This is a genomic window from Chryseobacterium vrystaatense (assembly GCF_000737765.1).
Lineage (GTDB): Bacteria > Bacteroidota > Bacteroidia > Flavobacteriales > Weeksellaceae > Chryseobacterium > Chryseobacterium vrystaatense.
Genome location: NZ_JPRI01000002.1, coordinates 516,505 through 532,646 on the forward strand (window position 1 = coordinate 516,505; position 16,142 = coordinate 532,646).

The window sequence follows — 16,142 nt, forward strand, 5'->3', positions numbered from 1 at the left end:
ATATTACCAATATCTGTAACATATGCATTGGTAATCCCTACTTATTAGATTCTACTAAAACCGTTTCATCTCCCGCAGAATTTGATCATGGATTTTATCTTTGTGGAAAACCGTTCTATATGCATAAAAAAATTCTATTCAACTTCTTTACCTTACTGTTATGTGTTGTTACATACGCACAGACCTATGAGATTCAATACATCAGTTCTTACAATGGAAAAGTTCTTACAGAGCAATCCCCTACTCTTGTCTTGGCAGACGGGAAAGATAATTTCATTCTGAACAATACAATCCGTGAACAGAAAAGTGATTATCCATTTGAAATTACCAAGATCGAAAAACCATCCAATACAGTTGTATCTTATGCTTTTCTGAAGCCTGAAGAAATTATATCATCTTCAGACACAGAATCCATAGGAAAACAGACCTTCGAATTAACCAATGAAACAAAAAAAATTCTGGGCTACAGCTGTAAGAAAGCAGTTACAAAGATCAATTCCAATACAATAGAAATCTGGTACACCAATGATCTGAAGATCAAGGGCGGGCCTTCTGTGCTCGGACAGAATTTAGGTTTTGTTTTAGAAATCGAAAGAAATAAAAACTCACTGATCACGGCAAGCTCCATTAAGAAAGAAAAAAAAACAGATATTGATCATATCATAAAAGGTTCAATACAGTCTACCGACCTTCTGGGTTATAAGGATCTCCTTTGGAAAAGCCGTTTTACTACCTTGAAGGTTTTTGAAAACGAAACGGTCAATTTTTCAGACGAATCAAAATCAAGTGAAAATGTCAGGAAGTTCGCTAACGGGACCATTATTCTTAAAAAAATAAAATTTCCAATCATTAAAGAAGGCGATAATATTTTTGTTGAAGTAAAACAGCAATCCAACGGTGATGCCTATGACAGAACAGGAACCATATTCTTTATCCCACAGGATAAAGCCTCATCGTTTTTTGACGGATTGGAAAAAGGAGTTAAAACACTTCCTGCTTATGATAACGGAAACGGAAAGCAGTATTATGGTGTGGCAGCTACACAAAATTACAGTCCTGCCATAGAAATGATGCGGTTTTTTACTGCTTTCGGAATTCAGAAATTCAACCATATCCAGCTGAAAGGAAAAGACTGGCAGACTATAAACCCGTACCGGCAGGATATTACAGAATTAAAACCATCGCTTTCTGAAAAGGAGCTTTGGGTAGGAGCTTTCATTGGGAACTATGATCAGGGCGGCCATAAGATAAGTCTGGAGATTACCGTCCATAAAAGCGGTCAAACCGTTTATAAAAACAATACAGTAATTCCTCTTTTCAATACCTTAAATATTATGGAAATGGCAGGTCAGGATTATTCAACAATGTTTAATCAGGATAAGGGTCTTTTTGTAGAATTTACCTTAGAAAAAGATCTGAAAAATGCTCAATTGAGATACATCACTACCGGACACGGAGGGTGGGAAAACGGCGATGAATTTGTTCCCAAAGCCAATTCTGTATTTTTAGATGGAAAAATGACGTTTTCTTTTGTTCCATGGAGGTCAGATTGTGGTTCTTACCGCCTCTACAATCCTGCTTCCGGAAACTTTCCTGATGGTCTTTCATCATCAGACCTCAGCAGGTCCAACTGGTGTCCCGGAACAGTGACCAACCCGAATTTCATACCACTCGGAGATTTAAAAGCAGGCCAGCATACGATACAGGTGAAAATCCCGCAGGGAGCATCAGAAGGCACAAGTTTCAGTTCATGGAATGTTTCAGGCGTACTCTTAGGGTCCCAATAAAACAAAACCTTCTTGCAAAGAGAATTGCAAGAAGGTAAAAACACAAATGATGAAAAAAAATTATTTCGAGCCACAAAGTAAGCGCTAAAATTCATATAATAAATTACCATATATTATTAATTATTTCATTTTAATTTTGTATAGAATATAAGGTCCTATTTTTCGTAACGAAAAATATTAATTAAATACGCCGTTTTTGGACCAAATAGTTAATATTTTTCTTTAAAAAGAATTATTAAGTTAATAATATTAACTTTTATTGATTTTTTATTGTTATTTTTAAACATCAAAGCTAATTTTGCTTCAAATAAGTAACAATATGTGTGGAATAGTATGTTTGTTTGATGCCAAACAAAAGACAGAAATATTAAGACCTCAGGTTTTAGAAATGTCAAAAAAGATCCGTCACCGCGGTCCGGATTGGAGCGGTGTATTTCAGGATGAAAAAGTAGTTTTCTCTCATGAGAGGCTTGCTATTGTAGATCCTACTTCAGGAAAACAACCTTTGTTTACCAAAGATGAAAAAGTAGTTCTGGCCGTGAACGGAGAGATCTATAACCATAGAGAATTAAAAGAAGAATTTCCTGATTTTGAATTTCAGACCCAGTCGGATTGCGAAGTCATCCTGGCTCTTTACAGAAAGTACGGCAAAGATTTCATTGAAAAACTTAACGGGATTTTCGCATTTGCCCTTTACGATATTGAGAAAGGAATTTACCTGATCGCCCGTGATCATATGGGAATCTGCCCGCTTTACCAGGGATGGGATAAAAACGGAAACTATTACGTTGCTTCTGAATTAAAAGCACTGGAAGGCATCTGTAAAACAATAGAAACATTCCTTCCCGGACATCTTCTATACAGTCCGGATGGTACTGAACTTCAACAATGGTATACTAGAGACTGGGAAAGCTTTGACAATGTAAAAGATAACGAAACCGATATTTCAAAAATAAGAAAAGGTCTTGAAGATGCCGTTCACAGACAACTGATGAGCGATGTTCCTTATGGTGTTCTCCTTTCCGGAGGCTTGGACTCGTCTGTGATATCAGCCGTAACCGCCAAATTTGCCAGACAGCGAGTTGAAAGTGGAGATACTCAGGAAGCGTGGTATCCGCGACTTCACAGTTTTGCAGTAGGATTGGTAGGATCTCCGGACCTGGCAGCAGCAAGAAAAGCAGCAGACCATATCGGATCGGTGCATCATGAAGTTAATTTCACCGTGCAGGAAGGACTTGATGCAGTGCGAGATGTGATTTATCATTTGGAAACTTATGATGTAACGACCATTAGGGCTTCTACCCCAATGTATCTTTTGGCAAGAGTAATCAAATCTATGGGAATCAAAATGGTTCTTTCCGGGGAAGGTGCAGATGAACTTTTCGGAGGTTATCTGTATTTCCACAAAGCTCCTAATGCCAAAGAATTCCATGATGAAACGGTAAGAAAACTTGGCAAGCTTCATTTATATGACTGCTTAAGGGCTAACAAGGCTTTGATGAGCTGGGGAATTGAAGGAAGAGTTCCTTTCCTGGATAAAGAATTCATGGATATCGCAATGACCGTTAACCCAAAAGATAAAATGATCAACGTTGCAGAAGGAAAAATCGAGAAATGGGTACTTAGAAAAGCATTTGAAGATATCCTTCCGGAATCTATTATATGGAGACAGAAAGAACAGTTTTCAGACGGTGTGGGTTATTCATGGATCGATACTTTAAAAGAGGTTGCCGAAAAAGAAGTGAGTGACGAAATGATGGCTAACGCGAGATTCAGATTTCCACTGAATACGCCTCAAAATAAAGAAGAATACCGTTACCGAACTATTTTCGAAGAGCATTTCCCAAGTGAAACGGCAGCTGCAACAGTTCCTTCGGTTCCGTCAGTAGCATGCTCCACTCCGATCGCTTTAGAATGGGACGAAGCCTTCAAAAAAATGAATGATCCAAGCGGAAGAGCAGTGAAAGTACATGAAACGAGTTATGAGTAGTGAATTTCGGGTATGAGAGTTTTGATTTTCGGAAGATTATTTATTATGGGCTGTAGTGCTTTAGAAACAGATCTTATCTGAAGTTTAAATAACTCCCCTTTTAATTATAAATTCTAATCACTACCTTCTAATCTTAAACTTCTCACCCTAAAAATATTATCAATCCTGTAGCAATACAGGATTTTCTTTTGAATAAACGTTAATAATATAATATAATTTAACTGACAATCAAAAATAATATCTAAGAAATAATTATATTTGGACAACGAAAATATCAATTATAAAAAAATGAGAAGAAATCTTACTGTTTTATTTGCCTTACTATCCATCAGTTTTGCTTTCGGACAGGGAAAATATGGCAAATACTTAAATTCAAAAAAGCTTGCTTTATCTTATAAGACTGTAAAAGATCAGGATAAGGATGACTATTACCAACAGTTTTACTGGCTGGTAAAAGCAGAGCAGCTTAAAACGTATCCTCACCTTAAAGATGTAAAACCTATCGTTTTATATGAATTCGTAAAAAAAGTAAATCCTCAGAATCCTACCAAAAAATTGGATGATAGAGGAAAAGAACTTAGAGCAACTGCTGAATTATCTTTAAATCAATATTTTAAGAACAAAAAATTTGAGAACAATTCAGTTTTGATGTATAATCTTGAGACTTATGTTGATCCATCCAAAGGACAGTTCTATACTAAAGTAGATCCTGAGAAAATCAAGGAGCTGGTTCCTAAAGAACTGTTTGCTTTCAACTCTTTAAACAGAAATTTAGGGGAAGAAAAAACCTATTATCTGTGGATCGATAAGAAAAAGGATGATTTAAATATTATAGACATCATTCCTAATGAAAAAGAAGACAAAGCTTTTTATGTAAGACTAAAACAGTATCTTCCAGGCTATAAATTCACCAAATATGTTCCAACCGTGAAAAAAGGGAACAAGTCAGACAAAACAGATGTCGATTATTACTATATCATGCCGTTCGAACAAAACACCGATAACATCGAGTATAAAACAAAAGATTTCAAAACTTTCATCTTAAGCCAGTACAGAAAAGCCGGCACCGAATGGAAGGGAGTAGAAAAACCCAGAAAATAAATTGAAAAGTCCTGTGAAAATTCACAGGACTTTTTTAATTTTATATGAAATTCTTCATCTAAGGATCAGACTGTTTTAGAACAGCAATTCTTTCAATAAAAATAAATCTGGAAATAATTAGATTTCCAGTCTACACCGAATGACAGAAACAAGCCCGCAACAGATCTCTGTAAAAAAAATACTTCCACTTATTCTCGCAACTGCGATATTTATGCAGATGCTGGATTCCACAATTCTGAATACTTCCCTGCCCTCCATCGCAAGGGATCTTCATGAATCTCCGCTCAATATGCAGAATGCCATCATCAGCTACGTTCTGACTCTGGCGGTTTTCATGCCTGCCAGCGGTTTTCTCGCAGACCGGTTTGGTACTAAAAAAGTATTTATTTTTTCACTGGTCCTTTTCAGTTTAGGTTCGCTTTTCTGCTCCATGTCTCAGAATCTTACCCACTTGGTTATTTCAAGGGTTATTCAGGGGGTTGGAGGAAGTCTGATGACCCCTGTCGGAAAACTGGCTTTGATTAAAACCTTTGATAAAAGCGAATTGCTTAAAGCGATGAACTTTGCCATCATTCCGGCATTGATTGGTCCTGTACTTGGTCCGTTAGTCGGAGGTTATATGGTGGATTATCTCTCATGGCACTGGATCTTCCTCATCAATATTCCGATTGGAGTTTTAGGAATCATTTTGGGATTAAAATATATGCCCGATTACAAATCCACTGATGTTGATTTTGATTTAAAAGGCTTTTTAATCTTTGCTGCTGCATCGCTTCTGCTATCCATTTCACTGGAACTCTTTGGAGATATGCAGAATATAAGCCCTGTCCTTTTTGTATTTATTCTGGGCTTTTTATTCCTTTACTATTATTACAAACATGCAAGACGGGGAGGAAATCCTATTTTCCCATTAGACCTTTTCCAGGTCAGAACATTCCGTGTAGGTATTGTAGGAAACCTTGCCACCCGGTTGGGGATCAGCTCTGTTCCGTTATTGCTGCCCTTAATGATCCAGATCGCGTACAAACAGTCGGCGGTGACTTCCGGATGGATCATTGCTCCGATGGCTCTGACGGCTATATTCGGAAAATCATCGGTGATTAAAATTTTGGATAAATATGGTTACCGGCAGACTTTAATGGTCAATACATTCATCATAGGAACCCTGATCTGCCTTCTTGCCATTCCTGATATCCATACTTCACTGTATTGGTTTGTCCCGATCATTGCTATATTAGGTTTTTTCAATTCCATCCAGTTCACTTCGATGAATACTATTTCTATTGCAGATCTGAGAAATTTCCAGACCAGCAGCGGGAATTCCCTGATATCCGTTAATCAGCAGCTGGCGATCGGATTTGGAATCGCTTTCGGACTTATTGTTTTAAAATTATTTGAAAATTCCGACCTGATCGAAGGCGAGATTCACAATGCTTTCCGCTATACTTTCTTTACTGTGGGAATATTAACCATCATCTCCGGTTTTGTCTTCAGAAGACTCCATATTTCAGACGGGAAGAATATGAAATCGAAAGAAGATTAGATGAAAGAACTTTCTAAGCCGATGAACAGCGACGATGTAAATTGCTTTTTTCAGCTTTCTTATTTTTTCAGCTTTTTACGAACTTAACACAGGTCAATGCGCCTGATTCTACGCTTCAGTACTTTTGTTATATAAAAATTCACAATATTATGACAGCGAAAAAAGTAGAAATCGTAGTATCTCCAAGACCTGCACATTTTGTAGGGGATGGTTTTAGGGTTCATAATTTTATACCGGGAGTACAGGGATTAGACATGAAAAGAATGGACCCGTTCATCATGCTTGATTACAATTCTAAATTCCATTTCAACGGCTCGGAAAGACCAAGAGGTGTGGGAGTGCATCCACACAGAGGTTTTGAAACCGTAACGATAGCTTATCAGGGAAAAGTAGAACATCATGACAGTTCAGGTGGTGGCGGAATCATAGGCGAAGGAGATGTGCAGTGGATGACTGCAGCAAAAGGTGTTCTTCATAAAGAATATCATGAAACCGAATGGTCCAAAAAAGGGGGGATTTTCCAGATGGTCCAGTTATGGGTCAATCTTCCTGCGAAAGATAAAATGAGCTGCCCGAAATATCAGGCTATAGAAAATACAGATATGGAACGCGTTGATTTAGGTGAAAACGGCCTTATAGAAATCATCGCAGGAGAATATAACGGGCACAAAGGTCCGGCAGAAACTTTCACTCCTTTACATATGATGAATGCTAAATTAAAGGCGGGAGGAAAAGCTGAGTTCAGTTTTCCGGCCAATTTTAATACCGCGGCATTGGTTATAGAAGGAAGCATTACGGTAAACGGAGACAAAAAAGCGGCAACAGACCATCTTGTGTTATTTAAAAACGAAGGTGAAACATTTAGCATTGAAGCTCATGAAGAGGCTGTTGTATTGATCATCAGCGGTGAGCCCATCAATGAACCGATTTATCCTCACGGCCCTTTCGTAATGAATTCAAGAGAAGAGATTATGCAGGCTTTTGAAGATTATAACACCGGAAAGTTTGGCTATCTGGAAGATTAACAGAATTCAATTTATCTTAATCTTACATTATTCCTTTTTTATTAACTTTATATAATTATGTTGAGTGAAACGCAAAGACAGAAACAATTGATGACCATGTTTTTTAAAGACTGATAATTAAACCTTACAGGTTTGGGAAACATCTTTAAACACTAAACATTCAATATTTGTTCCGTCTTTGCGATTCGCCGACTTATAGACAATACCAAAATTTATGAAACCAGAATTTGAAAATATACCTCTTGTAAAGACAGGAAAAAGATTCGAAATAGAAGTTAATGGACATTTTGCCTTCATTGACTACCGTGAAATGGGTCATCAGATCGCTCTGATACACACGGAAGCAGAGCCTGAACTGGCAGGAACCGGTGCAGCTGTTGCGGTTGTGGAAAAAACGCTAGCCTTTATAGAAGAGAATGATAAAAAGCTTCTCCCATTTTGTCCTTATGTTTTTGCCTATATCAAGAAACACCCGGAGTGGAAACGTATCGTTGATGAAAGATTTGAAGGATACGACAAGCTGTAGCCGGACATAAAAAAATCTATTTCATTCACTTAAAACAGAATTCAAAACTTTACTTATTATGTCGAATATCGGACTTATCATAGAAGAAAAAGCAGCAGATATAGGAAATTTTCTGGTGGGAAGACTTCTTCCTTTCCGTGAAAAAAGAGCGGTTGGACCTTTCGTCTTTATCGACCACATGGGACCTTCTGAACTGAAGGATTATCAGAATCTTGATGTTCCGCCTCATCCGCATATCGGACTGTCCACTTTAACTTATCTTTTGGAAGGATCTATTTTTCACAGAGACAGCATCGGCAGTGCAGTTGAAATAAAACCGGGAGCTGTTAACTGGATGACCGCCGGAAAGGGTGTAGTCCATTCGGAGAGAACACCGGAATATCTGAGACACAGCGATAAAAGACTTCATGGATTCCAGATTTGGGTCGGCCTTCCGAAACATCTGGAGCAAACAGAGCCTACTTTTCATCATATTGAAGCAGATGAAATTCCCGTGTGGGAAGAAGATGACATTCAGTATAAACTGATTGCAGGAGAAGCCTTTGGAAGAACGTCAGCGGTACCGGTTCACAGTAAATTATTCTTCATCGAAATTAAAACAAAAGAAGCGAAGAAAATAAGCATCGGAAAGGATCTTTATGGTGAAGCAGCCATGTATGTACTGGACGGTACGGTTTCCACAGAAGGAAATACTTACGGTTCAAAACAGCTGATGATCGCCAAAGATACTAAGCTTTGTGAATTCGAAATGAGTGAAAACGGAACAGTATACCTTTTTGGAGGCGAGCCTTTTGATGAAGAGCGCTTCATATTCTGGAATTTTGTAAATTCAGATAAAGAAATGCTTGATCAGGCGAAAGTGAACTGGAATGATCAGAATCATGATGCATTTCCTTTAGTGCCTGGCGATGACCAAGAATACGTTCCGCTTCCCAAGGCTATTTTAAACAGAAAGTAAATTTTCAGTATTTATCTATCAGCCATGAAAATATTAGCATTTGCAGGAAGTACATCTTCTACTTCGATCAACAGGGAATTGGTAAAGTTTGTTCTGAAAGATTTTCAAAATGAAGAAATCAACCTGATTGACCTCAATGATTTCACTATGCCTGTTTTTTCTGTAGATCTTGAAAAAAAAGGGTTTCCTGATGAAGCCCATCATTTTTTAAAAGAGATCGAAGAATGTGATGTGATCATCTGTTCTCTCGCAGAACACAACAGGTCTTACAGTGCAGCTTTTAAAAACATCTTCGACTGGTCGTCAAGGATCAACGTGAAGGTATTTCAAAATAAGCCAATGCTTCTGATGAGTACTTCTCCGGGAGGCTACGGCGGAGGTAATGTAATGAATACCGCCAAGACCTTTTTTCCACAGTTTGCAGCAGATATTAAGGACACTTTCTCTCTTCCAAAGTTTTATGAAACTTTTGACCTGCAAAGCGGTGTTATCAATCCGGACATGCTGAAAGAGCTTAAAGACAAAATAGAAAATTTTAAAAACGGGATTAAAACCAATGACTAAAGGAAGACTGGAAGCTTTCAGCGATGGTGTTTTAGCGATCATCATTACCATTATGGTCCTTGAACTGAAGGTTCCGGAAGGAAGCAGCTGGGCAAGCCTCAAACCTCTCCTGCCACGGTTTCTCGCTTATATTTTCAGTTTTATTTATGTCGGAATCTACTGGAATAACCATCATCATTTGTTTCAGACTGTAAAAAAAGTAAATGGAAATATTCTCTGGGCCAATCTCCATCTGTTGTTCTGGCTCTCCCTGATGCCGATCGCAACAGAATGGATAGGAACCACCCAATTTGCAGAGAATCCGGTCGCTGCTTACGGAATATGTCTCATTATGTCGGCGGTCGCTTATACTATTTTGGAGAACCTGATCATTCGGTATGAGGGTGAAAATTCCAGGTTAAAAGAAGCGATCAATTCAAAGTTTAAAGAATATATATCGATTATATTTTATGTTCTCGGAATCGCAGTTTCATTTTTTTATCCTTATATTGCCATAGGTTTTTATTATATCGTGGCTCTCATATGGCTGATTCCGGACCGGAGAATCGAAAAATCACTTAAAGAAAATTAATATGGAAACACACGAATATCCTAACGGCAGTATCACTGTCCTCTGGCAGCCTCAGAAGTGCATCCACTCGACTGTCTGCGTAAAAATGCTTCCCAAAGTCTATAATCCTAAAGAAAGACCCTGGATAAAAGCTGAAAATGCAAGTCCTGAAGAACTTAAAAACCAAATAGACCTATGCCCGTCAGGAGCATTAAGTTATAAATTCAATACAGAACAATAATGGCGGTAACCGTAAAAGCAAGTTTAGGAAAAACAAAATATTACACCGAGGTAACGGCCGGCGAAAACCAGATTATTACTGATGAGCCGATAGACAAAGGCGGTCAGAATAAAGGTTTCAATCCCATGGAAATCTTAGCAACATCTCTGGCAAGCTGTACTGCAGCTACTTTAAGAATGTATATTGAAAGAAAAGAATGGGATGTGGAAAACATCAGCGTTGAGGTAGAACTTGAAAATTACCCTTTAACGAAAAGAGCTATATTCAAAAGAGACATCACATTTGAAGGCATTCTGGATGATGAGCAGATGAAAAGACTGCATACTATTGCCGATGCCTGTCCTGTACACAAAATATTAACCAACGACATAGAAATACTAACAAAATTCTCATAATATGACCGAAGTAAAACAAAACAACGACGAGAAACACGGAAGTTTTGAGGCTTTCATAGATGGAAAACGCGCAGGAATGATGACTTACACCTGGGCGGGAGAGGAAAGATTCATCATTGACCACACCGAAGTGGAAGAAGCCTATAACGGAAAAGGAGTAGGAAAGGAAATGCTTCTGGCTGCAGTAGACTTTGCCAGGAAAAACAACAAAAAAATCATCCCACTTTGCCCTTTTGCCAAAGCAAGTTTTCAAAAAAGTGAGGAATTACAGGATGTATTAGTAAATTGATCCTATTTTGCCCTTAAAATACAGGCCTTTCAGAGTTTAACATCTGAAAGGCTTTTTCTTTTATACCAGAACAGAAAAAAACTATATTTGCTAAAATTTAAAATTTCAGCATGAACTCAGGAACCATCCTTTTGCTATTTGTCTTTATCTATTTTATCGGCCTGCTGGTGATTTCCTATTTCACAAGCCGAAATTCTGATAATCAGTCATTCTTTATTGGTAATAAGAAAAGTAAATGGTGGCTCGTTGCATTCGGAATGATTGGAACCAGCTTAAGTGGTGTTACCTTTATTTCTGTTCCGGGAACTGTTGGAAAAATGACAGGCACTGAATACATTTTCGGAGGCTTTGAATACTATATGATGGTGATTGGCTTTTTCATCGGATATTTTATTGTGGCAGCCATCCTGCTCCCACTATATTACAAGATGAATCTTACATCTATTTACACTTATTTAGGAAAAAGATTTAATGTAGAAGCTCACAAAATCGGTTCAATATTTTTCATCATTTCCAGAGCTATTGGTGCTACCGCAAGATTGTATTTAGTCGTTAATGTTTTACAGATATTTTTGCTTGAAGGTTTAGGAGTTCCGTTTTGGGTTACCGGCCTTGTCCTTTTACTGATGGTTCTTTTATACACTTTCGAGGGAGGCGTGAAAACCATTGTGATAACAGATACCCTGCAGACTTCTTTTATGATCATCAGTCTGATCGCCTGTATCGTTTATATTTTATCAAACCTAAACCTTTCTTTTGGTGAAGCCTACACAATTTTAGAACAGAAAAACTATACTCATTTTATCAATTTTGATCCTAACTCCAAAACGTTTTTCCTTAAAACAATTTTAGGAGGAATATTTATAACGATCGCGATGACCGGACTGGATCAGGAAATGATGCAAAAAAACATTTCTGTTGATAATCTTCAGAATTCAAAAAAGAATATGCTGACTTTTGCCGGCACCCTCCTTTTTGTGAATCTTGCCTTTTTATTTTTAGGAGGTTTGCTGTATCTTTTTGCTTTACAGAACGGTGCAGAATATGGATTGGCAAAGTCTGAAACGGTAACCAATATTTTCGGATTCAAAGATGCATCAGGAAATATTAAAAATATTATGGGAGATGACCTCTTCCCGGCATTATCACTGCAGGGACATTTCCCAATGGTAATTTCTGTTATTTTTATCATTGGATTGATTTCGGCATTATTCCCTTCTGCAGACGGAGCACTGACTGCGGTGACAAGTTCGTATTGTGTCGATCTTCTTAATCTTAACGAAGATAAAACCAGAACAGAAAAAGAAAAGAAACATCTTCGTATGAAAGTTCACCTAATTTTCACTGTCGTTTTCTTTATACTGATTATGGTATTTAAAGCAATGAATGATAAATCAATCGTTTATCTGATCATGGAAATTGCCGGATATACCTATGGACCGCTTTTAGGATTATTTGCTTTTGGAATTTTTACCAAATTTCAAATTTCAAGAAAATATTCAATTCTTGTGGTTACCTTGCTAGCACCTGTTTTAACGTATTTAATCAATTTATCTGTTACCACTTACACCGATTACAGAATTGGTGTGGAGTTGATTATTCTTAATGGACTGCTTACTTTCATAGGGCTTTGGCTGGTGAAGAACAAGCAGTATTTAAAAGTAGTCTGATCAGTAGCCCATTTTAAATTTTGGTAAAGCCATTGATGATCTCTTACATCTTCAGCGGTTCTCTACCTTGTTGTATAATAATCTATAAAAATAACTACCCGGATGAAACTGTCAATATTCCTTGCCATTGGCTTATTCTTAGGTGAATTAGTCAGCGCCCAAAGTGCTGTTGATTTTGCTAATCTTGCAAAGTACAGAGATGACAATTCAGCTATTGTCAATACAAAGAAAAAAGTTGATGTGGTCTTTATGGGAAATTCCATTACTGAAGGATGGGTAAAAAGCCATTCGGAGTTTTTCTCTGAAAATAATTATGTGGGTAGAGGAATCAGCGGACAAACCTCATCACAGATGCTTTTAAGGTTCCAAAATGACGTCGTAGCTTTAAAACCCAGGCTAGTGGTCATCAATGCCGGCACTAACGATATTGCGGAAAATGCAGGCGCTTATAACCCTGACTTTACCTTTAACAATATCAAAGCAATGGCGGACATTGCCAGAAGCAACGGCATTAAAGTGATTATAGCGTCTGTTCTGCCGGCAGCCTCATTTCCGTGGCGTAAGGAGATCACTGATGTGGCGCAGAAAGTGGATGCCTTAAACAGTAAATTAAAACAGTATTCGCACAGCCATAAACTGGCTTTCACCGATTACAATACGGTAATGCGTAATGAAAAGGGAGGTATGCGTGAAGGCCTTTCAAGTGATGGCATCCATCCCAATTCCGCGGGATATGCCATCATGGAACCTATTATTAAGAATGCTGTTCATCAAGCATTGGGAAGAAAATAAAGAGTACCATATACTCCTCAGAATCCAAAAAAACCACCATACCTATTATGAAGAAGATTATTTCACTTTTCTTATTTACACTGACATTCGGACTTATCCAAGCTCAGGATTTTGAGGTTTCCACTTTGAGAATGGGACCTTATAAAATATTCATGGAAAGAGCAGAAGGCGAGAAGACAGCCGGTATACAATTGAAAATAACGGACGGACATATCAAAAATAATGTAAGACATAATGGTGAGTTGATCCTTATCGATGTTTATGAAGCTTATATCAGTGAAGCTAAGCCCAATGCTGTGAGTATTATGGGACTTACCACCAGCAGTAAAATGTTCAAAACAAAAAGTGGAATCGGGATCGGAAATACCAAGGATGATCTGATCAACGCCTATAGAAATTATCCTAGTTTTACGGTGCATCCTGCGTGGGATGACAAGGGTGAAAAGCGTCTTAAGGATACGGGATATTTCACTTTGGAAGATCTTGATGCAGGAACACAGCTTTCTTTTAAATTTGTAAACAACATCATTACTCAAATATCAGTATACCTGAACGAGGGCTGTTAAAATCAGTATTTCCCTGAAATAATTCTAAATCCGGATCATCAATCCGGATTTTTGCATTTCCGTAAGCCGTTAAAAAATTGTAAATTCGCGTGCAAATAAATCAGATATAATGAGTAAAAGTATCGAAGAGTTAAAATCTCTTACTACGCAGATCAGAAGAGACATTTTAAGAATGGTTCACGCTGTAAATTCAGGACACCCGGGCGGAAGTTTAGGCTGTACAGAATTCTTCACAGCAATTTATGGAAAGGTTATGAATTACAATCTTCCTTTCACAATGGAGGGTAAGAATGAGGATCATTTTTATCTTTCGAACGGGCATATTTCGCCGGTTTACTATTCTACGTTAGCGAGATTTGGCTTTTTCCCGGTAGAAGAACTGAAAACTTTCAGAAAACTAGATTCAAGACTTCAGGGACACCCTACTACTCATGAAGGTCTTCCGGGTATCAGAATCGCTTCGGGATCTCTTGGTCAGGGACTTTCTGTAGCACTTGGTGTAGCTCAGGGTAAAAAATTAGACGGAGATCAATCTCTTGTTTACACTCTTCACGGTGATGGTGAACTTCAGGAAGGTCAGGTTTGGGAAGCATTGATGTACGCTGCGGGTAAGAAAGTTGACAACATTATTTCAACAATTGACTACAACGGAAGACAGATTGATGGTGACACAGATGATGTATTGCCTTTAGGAGATCTTCATGCTAAACTTGAAGCATTCGGATGGACTGTTTTAGAAGAGAAAAACGGTAACGACCTTGAAGCGGTAGTTGCGATCCTTGAGAAAGCAAAAACTGAAACAGGAAAAGGAAAACCAGTAGCAATCATTCTTCACACAGAAATGGGTTACGGTATAGATTATATGATGGGCAGCCATGCATGGCACGGAAAGGCTCCAAATGATGAGCAGCTTGACACAGCGTTTAAGCAATTATACTTAGAAGCTCCGGCTGATTACTAATATCTGAACATCACATTGATCAAGTTATCATGAAAAAATTCTTCTGCCTATCTTTTCTTATCAGTTTTGCTCTGGGAATTTCCCAGGAGAAGAAGATTTCCTTTACGAAAGAGATCATCTATAAACTTGTTGAGAAAAACGCCTCTCTGGGTATTGTAAAAACCTATTCCAGTGACAATAATGAGGTTTTAACGAGGATCAGCATCAAAAGCTATCCTCTGCAGTTTTTTACAGATGCACTGGGAACTTCCCCTGTAAGTCTGGATATGAACAATCGCCTTGACGGATCTGACGCTGCTTCTTCCATGATGTATTTCGGAATGGGAAGCTATGGGGATGATGATGTAAAGGAATTTGTTCTGGAAAGTAAAAAGCTTACCACCAAAGAAACTGTTGCCGGCGTATCGTGTTCACATTATTTAATCAATTACAGATTAAAAAATGGGGAGATGCAAAATGCAGAAGATTTTAAATTGTGTATTGATGAAAAGTCATCTTATAATAATTTACCGGTTCTCAACGGTCTTTTAAATTTTCAGAAAAGAGCAAAATATAAAAGTTCGGGACTGAAAGGTCTTATTTTAAAAGGTGGTCCGGAAAAAACCTATGACACAGAATATTTTGCAGCAACGTCTATAAAAGATTCTAAAGACTTCGTTTATTTTGATCATAGAAAGACGATGACCGAACAGCAGAGAAAGAGAGATTCTATCATGGCAGAGTATCGGAAAAAGGAAACTGAATATGCGGCAATAGCTGATTCTGCGGCAGCCGCTGTTGATTCTGCTGCCATAGCGGTTGATTCTGCTGCAAGTGCTTCTTATGGGACTTATATCCCGGATTACGTTTCTGAATATAAAAAAAATCATGAAGAAGGAAATCTTGCGATAAGTTCTATACCCAGTGACCAGCTGTGGAAAGGGCTTCCTAAACACTGCAGAAATATCGATAACGATCTTCCGGAATTTAAAAACAAAGAAGTAAAAAGCCACCTGAAAAATTATGTCGGGCAAATGTGTGACATGTATCTTACACAGGCCGATAACCATTCGGTAGGTATTAAAATGACTTTGGATGAAATAAGACGGGAAGTGCTTTACCTCAATGAGATTCATGAAAAACTTGATGCATCTGATCAGAAGAAATTAAACAATTATTTAAAAAATCTAGATTAAAAAAATAAA

The 16,142-nt window shown here is 37.9% G+C and carries 17 protein-coding genes; all 17 read left to right on the forward strand.

What is annotated here, in order from left to right; all coding sequences use genetic code 11:
• Positions 1-119: 119 nt before the first annotated feature.
• On the forward strand, positions 120-1,787 hold the full coding sequence (locus IW16_RS07910; protein ID WP_051890008.1) for a GLPGLI family protein: 1,668 nt from the start codon (positions 120-122) through the stop codon (positions 1,785-1,787).
• Between the two features lie 319 nt (positions 1,788-2,106).
• Complete coding sequence (gene asnB / locus IW16_RS07915; protein WP_034741884.1) at positions 2,107-3,777, forward strand: asparagine synthase B; 1,671 nt, start codon at positions 2,107-2,109, stop codon at positions 3,775-3,777.
• 288 nt (positions 3,778-4,065) lie between these two features.
• Complete coding sequence (locus IW16_RS07920) at positions 4,066-4,878, forward strand: hypothetical protein (protein ID WP_034741888.1); 813 nt, start codon at positions 4,066-4,068, stop codon at positions 4,876-4,878.
• Positions 4,879-5,017: 139 nt separating this feature from the next.
• Positions 5,018-6,421, forward strand: a complete 1,404-nt coding sequence (locus IW16_RS07925) for an MFS transporter (protein ID WP_034741890.1) — start codon at positions 5,018-5,020, stop codon at positions 6,419-6,421.
• A 149-nt stretch (positions 6,422-6,570) separates the two neighbouring features.
• The gene (locus IW16_RS07930) at positions 6,571-7,446 is read left to right on the forward strand and encodes a pirin family protein (protein WP_034741892.1); all 876 of its coding nucleotides are present in this window, start codon (positions 6,571-6,573) and stop codon (positions 7,444-7,446) included.
• A gap of 214 nt (positions 7,447-7,660) precedes the next feature.
• On the forward strand, positions 7,661-7,972 hold the full coding sequence (locus IW16_RS07935; protein WP_034741894.1) for a GNAT family N-acetyltransferase: 312 nt from the start codon (positions 7,661-7,663) through the stop codon (positions 7,970-7,972).
• A gap of 58 nt (positions 7,973-8,030) precedes the next feature.
• Entirely contained in the window at positions 8,031-8,930 is a 900-nt protein-coding gene (locus IW16_RS07940; protein WP_034741897.1) for a pirin family protein, read from the forward strand.
• Positions 8,931-8,954: 24 nt separating this feature from the next.
• Positions 8,955-9,494: an NADPH-dependent FMN reductase gene (locus tag IW16_RS07945; protein ID WP_034741900.1), complete on the forward strand. Its 540-nt coding sequence runs from the start codon at positions 8,955-8,957 to the stop codon at positions 9,492-9,494.
• On the forward strand, positions 9,487-10,065 hold the full coding sequence (locus IW16_RS07950; RefSeq protein WP_034741903.1) for a TMEM175 family protein: 579 nt from the start codon (positions 9,487-9,489) through the stop codon (positions 10,063-10,065). Before IW16_RS07945 ends, IW16_RS07950 begins: the two co-directional genes overlap by 8 nt.
• 1 nt (position 10,066) lies before the next feature.
• Complete coding sequence (locus IW16_RS07955) at positions 10,067-10,285, forward strand: (4Fe-4S)-binding protein (protein WP_034741906.1); 219 nt, start codon at positions 10,067-10,069, stop codon at positions 10,283-10,285.
• A complete protein-coding gene (locus IW16_RS07960) occupies positions 10,285-10,680 on the forward strand; it encodes an OsmC family protein (protein ID WP_034741909.1) in 396 nt (131 codons plus the stop codon). The genes IW16_RS07955 and IW16_RS07960 overlap by 1 nt, the downstream gene beginning before the upstream one ends.
• 1 nt (position 10,681) lies before the next feature.
• Positions 10,682-10,969 (forward strand): GNAT family N-acetyltransferase, encoded by a 288-nt coding sequence (locus IW16_RS07965; RefSeq protein ID WP_034741912.1) that lies wholly within the window; start codon positions 10,682-10,684, stop codon positions 10,967-10,969.
• Positions 10,970-11,079: 110 nt separating this feature from the next.
• Positions 11,080-12,639, forward strand: a complete 1,560-nt coding sequence (locus IW16_RS07970) for a sodium:solute symporter (RefSeq protein ID WP_034741915.1) — start codon at positions 11,080-11,082, stop codon at positions 12,637-12,639.
• Positions 12,640-12,741: 102 nt separating this feature from the next.
• The gene (locus IW16_RS07975; protein WP_034741920.1) at positions 12,742-13,431 is read left to right on the forward strand and encodes an SGNH/GDSL hydrolase family protein; all 690 of its coding nucleotides are present in this window, start codon (positions 12,742-12,744) and stop codon (positions 13,429-13,431) included.
• A 47-nt stretch (positions 13,432-13,478) separates the two neighbouring features.
• Complete coding sequence (locus tag IW16_RS07980; protein WP_034741923.1) at positions 13,479-13,997, forward strand: hypothetical protein; 519 nt, start codon at positions 13,479-13,481, stop codon at positions 13,995-13,997.
• 106 nt (positions 13,998-14,103) lie between these two features.
• Complete coding sequence (locus tag IW16_RS07985) at positions 14,104-14,958, forward strand: transketolase (RefSeq protein WP_262485510.1); 855 nt, start codon at positions 14,104-14,106, stop codon at positions 14,956-14,958.
• Between the two features lie 29 nt (positions 14,959-14,987).
• A complete protein-coding gene (locus tag IW16_RS07990) occupies positions 14,988-16,133 on the forward strand; it encodes a hypothetical protein (protein ID WP_034741929.1) in 1,146 nt (381 codons plus the stop codon).
• Positions 16,134-16,142: the final 9 nt, after the last annotated feature.